The 8,370-nt window shown below is 72.6% G+C and carries 9 protein-coding genes; 1 reads left to right on the top strand and 8 read right to left on the bottom strand.

Annotation, left to right across the window (positions count from 1 at the left end):
- Nucleotides 1–489 precede the first annotated feature (489 nt).
- The gene (locus GCG21_RS08230) at nucleotides 490–1,050 is read left to right on the top strand and encodes a DUF5701 family protein (protein WP_370517404.1); all 561 of its coding nucleotides are present in this window, start codon (nucleotides 490–492) and stop codon (nucleotides 1,048–1,050) included.
- Between the two features lie 94 nt (nucleotides 1,051–1,144).
- Here GCG21_RS08230 and der read toward each other — a convergent pair whose 3' ends face one another.
- The 8 genes from der to GCG21_RS08190 all read right to left on the bottom strand — a co-directional run bounded on the left by der (nucleotide 1,145) and on the right by GCG21_RS08190 (nucleotide 8,354).
- Nucleotides 1,145–2,617: a ribosome biogenesis GTPase Der gene (gene der / locus GCG21_RS08225; protein WP_152818985.1), complete on the bottom strand. Its 1,473-nt coding sequence runs from the start codon at nucleotides 2,615–2,617 to the stop codon at nucleotides 1,145–1,147.
- A 115-nt stretch (nucleotides 2,618–2,732) separates the two neighbouring features.
- On the bottom strand, nucleotides 2,733–3,437 hold the full coding sequence (locus tag GCG21_RS08220; protein WP_152818924.1) for a 1-acyl-sn-glycerol-3-phosphate acyltransferase: 705 nt from the start codon (nucleotides 3,435–3,437) through the stop codon (nucleotides 2,733–2,735).
- The gene (gene cmk / locus GCG21_RS08215) at nucleotides 3,434–4,096 is read right to left on the bottom strand and encodes a (d)CMP kinase (protein ID WP_153877849.1); all 663 of its coding nucleotides are present in this window, start codon (nucleotides 4,094–4,096) and stop codon (nucleotides 3,434–3,436) included. Before cmk ends, GCG21_RS08220 begins: the two co-directional genes overlap by 4 nt.
- Nucleotides 4,093–5,208, bottom strand: coding sequence for a prephenate dehydrogenase (locus GCG21_RS08210; protein ID WP_370517403.1), 1,116 nt, complete (start codon nucleotides 5,206–5,208; stop codon nucleotides 4,093–4,095). The genes cmk and GCG21_RS08210 overlap by 4 nt, the downstream gene beginning before the upstream one ends.
- Nucleotides 5,209–5,290: 82 nt before the next feature.
- Entirely contained in the window at nucleotides 5,291–6,034 is a 744-nt protein-coding gene (locus GCG21_RS08205) for a pseudouridine synthase (RefSeq protein ID WP_152818923.1), read from the bottom strand.
- A 61-nt stretch (nucleotides 6,035–6,095) separates the two neighbouring features.
- Entirely contained in the window at nucleotides 6,096–6,719 is a 624-nt protein-coding gene (gene scpB / locus GCG21_RS08200) for an SMC-Scp complex subunit ScpB (RefSeq protein WP_152818922.1), read from the bottom strand.
- Nucleotides 6,716–7,591 carry a ScpA family protein gene (locus tag GCG21_RS08195; RefSeq protein ID WP_152818921.1) on the bottom strand — a complete coding sequence of 292 codons (876 nt, stop codon included), beginning with the start codon at nucleotides 7,589–7,591 and terminating at the stop codon, nucleotides 6,716–6,718. The genes scpB and GCG21_RS08195 overlap by 4 nt, the downstream gene beginning before the upstream one ends.
- The gene (locus tag GCG21_RS08190) at nucleotides 7,515–8,354 is read right to left on the bottom strand and encodes a ParA family protein (protein WP_152818920.1); all 840 of its coding nucleotides are present in this window, start codon (nucleotides 8,352–8,354) and stop codon (nucleotides 7,515–7,517) included. The genes GCG21_RS08195 and GCG21_RS08190 overlap by 77 nt, the downstream gene beginning before the upstream one ends.
- Nucleotides 8,355–8,370 lie beyond the last annotated feature (16 nt).

The following is an 8,370-nucleotide window of genomic DNA, read 5'->3' as shown; positions in this document are numbered from 1 at the left end:
AAACTCGTCCATAGCTCGTGGTCCTCTGCTCTTGTGGATGTCTCGCAACACCCATCACAGCAGGACCACGAGCCCTCACACGCCTACGACGCGCGGGCCACTTTCACCACGAACCACGAAGAGCCCCCTTCTCCCCCGTGTCGTCCATGGCCGCGGGCCGTTCCGGCTCGGGATACGGACTCGGCTCGGGCACCGGCTCGTCGGTGGCCGTCGGTTCGGGGCTCGTCGGTTCGGGGCTCGTGGGATCGGCCGCCCGATCCGTCGCCGGATCGGAGACCTCCACAGTCGCCGGGTCGACGGGCGGATCATCTCCGTTCGAGCACCCCGCCATCAGCAGCGCCCCCGCAAGGAACGCCGCCCCGAGGCCCACGACTCTGCTACCCGCGCCGGTCGGCATCACCCCACGGTAGACAACCCGGCCAGATTCGTCAGCAGTTTCGGTGGCCCTGTGGACAACTCGGAATCCAGCCTCCGTCGACTCCACGCTCGATGGGCGTCGTGATCCGCGGGGACGGGCGCCCGGCCGGGCAGGCCGGCAGGACGAGCGGCCGGGAGTCCTGCGGGCAACGGCGGGAATGGGCGGCCATCCGCCTTCGTCGGCATGTACACCGCGGACCCTGTCGCAAGGTGAGTGGTGACCGTCCAGCCTGCTGCCCTGCCCTCCATGCCCGATCAGGCCGAGCGCTTGATCGACCTCGGCGTGGACACTCTCGCGGCACGCTCCTCGCGCTCCACCCGCACCGTGCACCGGCCTCGAGCCTCGCACCGTTGATCACCCGTCGCGGCAAGCCGGGGTTCGTGGTCTCGGATATGACCGACGTCGACGACTTCCTGCCCATTGATGGAACGGAACCGCCGGCCCCGATCCAGTTGAGCAAGCCGAACGGGCGCCTCGATTCGCGCACGCCGGCGCTGTGGATCGGCAACCGCACGGGCAGGGACGGTCCCGACCACCGGAACGCCCCGAAGATCGGATGGTGCTGGGCCGGGAACCGCCACACGTGGCTCGGTTTCGCCGCGGCGTCAACCCGCGCTCCGCTGGCGGCGTGATCGGTCCTCCCGGCCCGCCCGGCCGGCGACTACGTCGGGTGCCCCGCGCCGTCAACCCGAGCCCGCGTCGTCCATCCGCCCGGTGGCCGGCTCCTCAGCGCCGGCGGCGCTTCTCCCGCACCCGCACGCTCAGCTCGATCGGGCTCCCCTCGAAGGAGAACGCCTCGCGCAGGCGGCGCTCGATGAACCGGCGATACGTCGGCTCGAGGAATCCGGTGGCGAAGAGCACGAACCGTGGCGGCCGGTTCGACGCCTGGGTCGCGAACAGGATCCGCGGCTGCTTCCCGCCCCGGACCGGGTGCGGGTGGGCCGCCACGAGTTCACCGAGGAAGGCGTTGAGGCGGCCGGTCGGGATCCGCTGATCCCACGAGGCCAGGGCCGTGTCGAGCGCCCGCACGAGCCGGTCGGTGTGCCAGCCTGTCCGCGCCGAGAAGTTGATCCGCGGGGCCCAGGTGAGCTGCACCATCTCCCGCTCGATCTCCCGTTCGAGGAGCATCCGGCGGTCGTCGTCGAGGAGGTCCCACTTGTTGTAGGCGACCACGAGTGCCCGGCCGGCGTCGACGGTCTGCTGGACCACCCGGATGTCCTGCTCGGTCACGGGCTGGGAGGCGTCGATGAGCACCACCGCGACCTCGGCCTTCTCGAGTGCGGCCTGGGTGCGCAGCGAGGCGTAGAAGTCGGGCCCCGAGGTCTGGTGCACGCGCCGACGGATGCCCGCGGTGTCGACGAACCACCAGTCGCGGCCCGCGAGGCTCACGAGTTCGTCGACCGGGTCGCGGGTGGTGCCGGCGACCGAGTCGACCACGACCCGGTCGGTGCCGGTCAGCTTGTTCAGGAGGGAGGACTTGCCCACGTTCGGACGGCCCACGAGGGCGACGCGGCGAGGCCCGCCCTGGGGCAGCGCGTCGCCGACGGCCGATCGGGCCGGCAGGAGTTCGAGCACCCGGTCGAGCAGATCCCCCGAGCCGCGACCGTGCAGCGCGGAGACGAGGAACGGCTCGCCGAGGCCGAGGTTCCACAGCGCGAGGGCGTCGGCCTCGGAGCGCTGGTCGTCCACCTTGTTCGCGACGAGCAGGCTCGGCTTCTTCGTACGCCGCAGCAGCCTGACCACGTGCTCGTCGGCATCGGTCGCGCCGACGCTCGCGTCGACCACGAACAGCACCGCATCGGCCAGCTCGATCGCCGCCTCGGCCTGGTCCGCGACCCGTCCGGGCAGCCCCTTGGCTCCCCGCTCCCAGCCGCCGGTGTCGACCACGGTGAAGCGCCGCCCGGACCACTCGGCCGAATACGAGACCCGGTCTCGGGTCACCCCCGGGGTGTCCTGGACGACGGCCTCGCGACGCCCGAGGATCCGGTTGACCAGCGTGGACTTGCCCACGTTCGGCCGCCCCACGATGGCGAGCACGGGCAGCGGCCCCTCACCGTCGTTCTCGGCCTGCTCCCCCTCGTGCGCGTCGAGGAGCGCGGCGTCGGCATCGTCCAGGAGGTAGTCCGCGAGTCCCGCACGCAGGGCCTCGGCGTGACGGACGTCGTCAGCGCTCTCGGCCACGTCGAAGCGCGCGTCCATACTCTCGGTCTCGGCGGGGTCCCACGCATCGACGGGCTGCGGGGCGGAGGTCGGCTCGGAGGTCGTCACCACCGTATTCTGACAGGCTCGGGCCGGGCTCGCATTCCCGCCGGTGTCACTCGGCGGACTCGGGCAGGTCGATCCCGGTCCGGGCGATCGCGGCCGCGACATTGTCGGCCATGTGGGTGCGCACCTGCTCGACCGCGGCGGTGACGGCCGCACGGCCCGTGCCGAGCGCGGGGTCGGCCGCGATGAACGGCTCGCCGATCACGACGGCCAGGCGGGCCCGGAATCCCGGCACGTGGCCGCGCTTGTCGCCGGGCCGACGGGTGCCGAGGATCGCGACGGGAACGACCGGGGCCTGCGCCCGGACCGCGAGCCACGCGACCCCGGCCTTCGCGTCGGTCACATCGCCGCGGCCGCGGGTGCCCTCCGGGAACACGCCCACGAGCCGGTCCTCGTTCAGCAGCGCGAGGGCGGTCGTCAGCGCCGCCCGGCCGCTCTTGCGGTCGACCGGTATCTGCCCGGCCCCGCGCATGAGGATCCCGATGAAGCCGGAGAACGCCTCCTCCTTGATGATGAAGTGCGACCGGCGCGGCAACGCGCCGTGCAACACCGGCCCGTCGATGATGCCGGTGTGGTTCGCCGCCACGATGATCCGGCCCGTGGCGGGGATGTTCTCGGCCCCGATGATCGTCGTGTTCCACACGATCCGGGCGAGGAACTGGCCCACGCGCCGCGACCACGCGGTTCCCCACCGGCGGATGTCCTCGGGGCGGATGGACTGGCCCGGGGTGGGCTTACCGGCCGCCCGGCTCATGCGCCCAGCACCAGCTCGCGCACGGCCGCGATCGTCTCGGGCAGGGTCAGGTGCGTCGAGTCGACGGTGATCACCCCGTCGGCAGCCATCCGGAAGTTCGAGACGGTCGAGTCGTCGGCGTCGCGACGCACCACCTGGTCGGCGGTCGCGGCCAGGGCCGCCGGATCGTCGCTGCCGTGGACCTCCCGGGCGCGCCGCGCGAGCCGGGCGGACTCGTCGGCCACGAGCAGGATCCGCACGTCGGCATCGGGGGCGATGACCGTGGTGATGTCGCGCCCCTCGGCGATGATGCCGGCCGGCGCGGCGGCGATGATCGCGCGCTGCGCCTCCTTCATCCAGGCGCGGACGGCCAGGTTGGTGGCGACCTTCGAGACCTCGGTCGCGATGCGGGTCTCGCGGATCGCGCCGGTCACGTCGACGCCGTCGACGACGAAGCGCGGGTCGAGTGGGTCCGTGCCGATGATCCAGGGCACCGCGGCGACCGCGGCCGCCGTGGCCGCCCGGTCGGTCAGGTCGACCCCGCGGCGATGGCACCACCAGGTGGCGCATCGGTACATGGCCCCGGTGTCGAGGTAGCCCATGCCCAGTTCCCGGGCGATCGCCCGGGAGATGGTCGACTTGCCGGATCCGGAGGGTCCGTCGATCGCCACGGTCGTCACGCCGACACCACCCGCCACCCACGCTCGGTCAATGCATCCTCCAGTTGCTGCGCCGCCGCCGGAACGACGGAGACGATCGCCATGCCGACCTTCTGCTTCGGTGAGTGTTCCATGGCGAAGTCCTCGATGTTCACGCCGATCTCCCCCACCTCGCCGAACAGCCGACCGAGTTCGCCCGGCTGGTCGGGCACGAGCACGATCACCTCGGTGTACCGCTTGCGGGCTCCGCCGTGCTTGCCGGGGATCCGTCCCACGCCGTCGTTGCCCGCCGAGATCACCCCGGCGATCCCGTGCATGGCGCCGACGGCGAGCGGGCCGTCCTCGGCGGCCCGGTCGAGGGCCTCGAGGAGGCCGTCGAGGTCGTCGCGCAGCTCGCGCATGACGGTCCGTACCGACGACGCGTTCCCGGTGATGATCGCGGTCCACAGCTTCGCGTCGCTCGCCGCGATCCTGGTGAGGTCGCGCACGCCCTGCCCGGCCAGGCCGAGGGCGGGTTCGGGTGCCTCGAGCAGCCGGGCGGCCACGAGCGAGGCGACGAGCTGCGGCATGTGGGAGACGAGCGCGACGGCGTCGTCGTGCTCGCGCGCGCCGAGGTAGGCGGGGGCACCCCCGAGGTCGCCCGCGAGGTTGCGCACGGCGAGCACGGCGGCCGGCTCCGCGTCCTCGTGGGCGCAGATCACCCAGGGGCGGCCCGCGAAGAGCTCGCCGGTCGCTGCCGAGGCGCCGGACTTCTCACGGCCGGCCATCGGGTGGGAGCCGACATAGCGGCTGAGGTCGAGGGTGGCGAAGTCGCGCAACTCCTCGAGGATCACGCCCTTGACGCTCGCGACGTCGGTGACGACCGCGCGCGGGAACGTGTGCAGCGCCGACCCGACGATGCCCGCGGTCACGTCGGGCGGGGTCGCCACGACGACGAGCGTCGGCGGCTCGGCCCCGGGGGCGTCGAGTTCCCCGGCGCCCAGGTCCCGGGCGAGCGCCTGCGCGACCGGCGAGGCGTCGCGGATGCGCACGCTCACCCCGAGCGCCGTCAGGGCCAGTCCGATGCTGGCTCCGAGCAGGCCGCTTCCGATGATGAGAACGGGGCCGACGGTGGCCGCTGGTTCGCTGGTCACCCCACGACCCTACTCGTCCGACCCGATCGCCGGGCTCGTACCGGGTGGACGCGCCGGGCGGGTGTGCGGGTCATCACACCCGTCACAGGTCGACGGCGCGCATGAGCCGGCCGAGCTCCTGTCCGCCGACGACCCGGGTGCGACCGGGCTTGAGGGTGCCGAGGTGGATCGGCCCGAAGTCGGTGCGGGAGAGCCGGGTCACGGGGTGGCCCACCTCGGCCAGCAGTCGGCGCACGATGTGGTTGCGGCCCTCGTGGAGCACGACCTGCACGAGCGAGGCGTCCGCGGCCTGCTCCAGCACGGTGAACCGGTCCACGGCCGCGGGCCCGTCCTCGAGCTCGACGCCCGCGAGCAGCCGCCGCCCGAGGCCGCGGCTCACGCGCCCCTGCACCCGGGCGACGTAGGTCTTGCTCACCTCGTAGGAGGGGTGGGCGAGCCGGTGCGCCAGTTCCCCGTCGTTCGTCAGCAGCAGCAGGCCCTCGGTCTCGGCGTCGAGGCGGCCCACGTGGAAGAGCCGCTCCGGACGGGCGCCCACGAACTCCGACAGGTCGGGCCGGCCCCGCTCGTCGTTCATCGTGGAGACGACGCCGCGCGGCTTGTTGAGCGCGAGCGTCACCAGCCCCTCGTCCAGCTGAACCCGCAGCCCGTCGACGTGGATGACGGCCGTCGCGGGATCGACCCGGGTGCCGAGCTCGCGCACGGTCACGCCGCCGACGCTCACCCGGCCGGCGGCGATGAGCACCTCGCAGGCGCGGCGCGAGCCCACCCCGGTCCCCGCGAGCACCTTCTGCAGTCGCACCCCGGTGGGTTCGTGTCGGTCGGTCATGCTCGTCTCCTCGTTCGCCGGTCGCGGGCCGCCACGGCGGCGCCCGCCTCGCCGATCGGACTCATCGCGGCGCGTCGACGTCGTCCAGCGCCTCGACCTCGGGCAGGTACGGCGCCAGCGGCGGCAACTCGTCCAAACCGCGCAATCCTAGCCGCTCGAGGAACACGTCGGTCGTGGCGTAGAGCACGGCACCGGTCTCGACGTCGGTCCCCGTCTCGGTCACCAGCCCCCGGGTCGTGAGCGTGCGCACGACGGAGTCGACGTTCACGCCGCGGATGCCGGCGATGCGGCCGCGGGAGATCGGCTGGCGGTAGGCGACGACCGCGAGGGTCTCGAGCGCCGCCTGGGTGAGCCGCGCCGTCTGACCGTCCCGCACGAACTCGGTGACGACGTCGGCGTAGTCCGGGTGGGAGTAGAACCGCCAGCCGCGGCCCACCTCCCGCAGCACGAAGCCGCGGCCCGCGTACTGCCCGGACAGCGCGTGCAGGGCCTCGAGCACCACGGCCCGCGGCACCGCGAGCACCGCGGCCAGGCGCGTGGCGGACACGGGCTCGTCGGCGACCATGAGGATCGCCTCGATCGCGGCGGGCACACCCCCGGCGCCCTGGTCGGCCCCCGTGTCGGCCCCCGTGTCGACCCCGGTGAGGTCGTCCTGCTGCGGCCCGGTGCTCGCTGGGCTCCTCATGAGCGCTCCTCGTCGAAATCGTCGCCGATGTTCACGGTACCCTCGTCCTGCCCCGTCCAGCGCACGGTGAGATCGCCGAGCGGGACCGCCTGCTCGAAGCCCACGAGCTGCTCGCGGAAGAGCTCGAGCAGCGCGAGGAAGCGGGCCACCACGTGGCCGAGCGACTCGGCGTCGGCCACGAGATCCCGGAAGGTGGCCGCCCGGCTCCGTCGCAACCGCTCGACGAGGACCGCGGCCTGCTCCCGCACGCTCACCACCGGATGGTGCAGGTGCGTCAGGTCCACGCCCGGGGGTGGCGCCTTCGGCGCCATGGCGCCCGCCGCCAGGCGGGCCAGGTCCTCGGCCCCGATCTGCATGACCAGCTCGGGCAGCACCGCGGCGAAGGCCGGTTCGAGTCCGACCTCACGGGGCAGGGAGCGGCCCTCGTCGTGCCAGCGCCCCTCGAGCCAGCCGGCCACCTCCTTGAATGCCCGATACTGCAGCAGCCGGGCGAAGAGCAGGTCCCGGGCCTCGAGGAGTTCGAGGTCCTCGGTGTCGTCGACCGTGCCCGAGGGCAGCAGCCGCGCGGCCTTGAGGTCGAGGAGGGTCGCGGCGATGACGAGGAACTCGCTCGCCTGCGACAGGTCCCAGCCGCCCTGGCCGCGGATATAGGAGATGAACTCGTCCGTGACGACGGCGAGCGCCACCTCGGTCACGTCCAGCCGCCGGCGGGCGATGAGCTGCAGGAGCAGGTCGAAGGGGCCCGAGAAGTTCTCGAGCGTGACCTCGAATTCGCGCCGGGGGTCTGCAGGCGGGTCAGGCGACGTCGCCACGGGAGATGAGTTCGCGCGCGAGCGCCCGGTAGGCGTGGGCCCCGGCGTGGGTGGGCGCATACGTGAGGATCGACTCGGTGGCCACCGAGGCGTCCGGGAACTTGATCGTGCGGGCGATTACCGTGGTGAAGACCTTGTCGCCGAACGCCTCGCGCACCCGCTCGAGCACCTCCCGGGCGTGCAGCGTGCGCCCGTCGTACATCGTGGCGAGGATGCCGTCGGTGTGCAGACGCGGGTTGAGGCGGTCGCGCACCTTGTCGATGGTCTCGACCAGGAGGGCGACCCCCCGCAGCGCGAAGAACTCGGTCTCGAGCGGGATGATCACCCCGTGTGCGGCCGTGAGTGCGTTGACGGTGAGGAGCCCGAGGGAGGGCTGACAGTCGACGAGGATGACGTCGTAGTCGTCGAGCACGGGCCGCAGCACCCGCGTGAGCGCCTGTTCGCGGGCGACCTCGGAGACCAGCTGCACCTCGGCGGCCGACAGGTCGATGTTCGCGGGCACGACGTCGAGGCCCTCGACCGAGGTGCGGTGGATGACCTCGCGCACGTCCGAGCGGGGCGACATGAGCACGGTGTAGATCGACTCGTCGAGCTCGTGAGCGCTGACGCCGAGGCCGGCGGAGGCCGCGCCCTGGGGATCGAAGTCCACGATGAGCACGCGGCGACCGCACTCGGCGAGCGCCGCACCCAGGTTGATGGTCGTGGTCGTCTTGCCGACGCCGCCCTTCTGGTTGCACATGGCAATAATCCGCGCCGGGCCGTGCCCGGTCAGGGCAGGGGGCTCCGGGAAGTTCGGAACGGGCGCAAGATCGTCGGTGCTCATCACTTCGTAACCTACT

Origin of the sequence: Pseudactinotalea sp. HY160 (assembly GCF_009372055.1) — a bacterium.
Classification (GTDB): Bacteria; Actinomycetota; Actinomycetes; order Actinomycetales; family Beutenbergiaceae; genus HY158.
This window is presented reverse-complemented; position numbering and strand designations above follow the sequence as displayed.

Bases quoted from the DNA above. Each gene is read 5' to 3' on its own strand.
- GCG21_RS08220 (WP_152818924.1), bottom strand. From the start codon at position 3,437: ATGAGCCGGGCGGCCGGTAAGCCCACCCCGGGCCAGTCCATCCGCCCC.
- GCG21_RS08205 (WP_152818923.1), bottom strand. From the start codon at position 6,034: ATGACCGACCGACACGAACCCACCGGGGTGCGACTGCAGAAGGTGCTC.
- der (WP_152818985.1), bottom strand. From the start codon at position 2,617: ATGGACGCGCGCTTCGACGTGGCCGAGAGCGCTGACGACGTCCGTCAC.
- GCG21_RS08195 (WP_152818921.1), bottom strand. From the start codon at position 7,591: ATGCGCCCACCCACGCCGGGGCCCACGCCTACCGGGCGCTCGCGCGCG.
- GCG21_RS08190 (WP_152818920.1), bottom strand. From the start codon at position 8,354: ATGAGCACCGACGATCTTGCGCCCGTTCCGAACTTCCCGGAGCCCCCT.
- scpB (WP_152818922.1), bottom strand. From the start codon at position 6,719: ATGAGGAGCCCAGCGAGCACCGGGCCGCAGCAGGACGACCTCACCGGG.
- GCG21_RS08230 (WP_370517404.1), top strand. From the start codon at position 490: ATGGGCGTCGTGATCCGCGGGGACGGGCGCCCGGCCGGGCAGGCCGGC.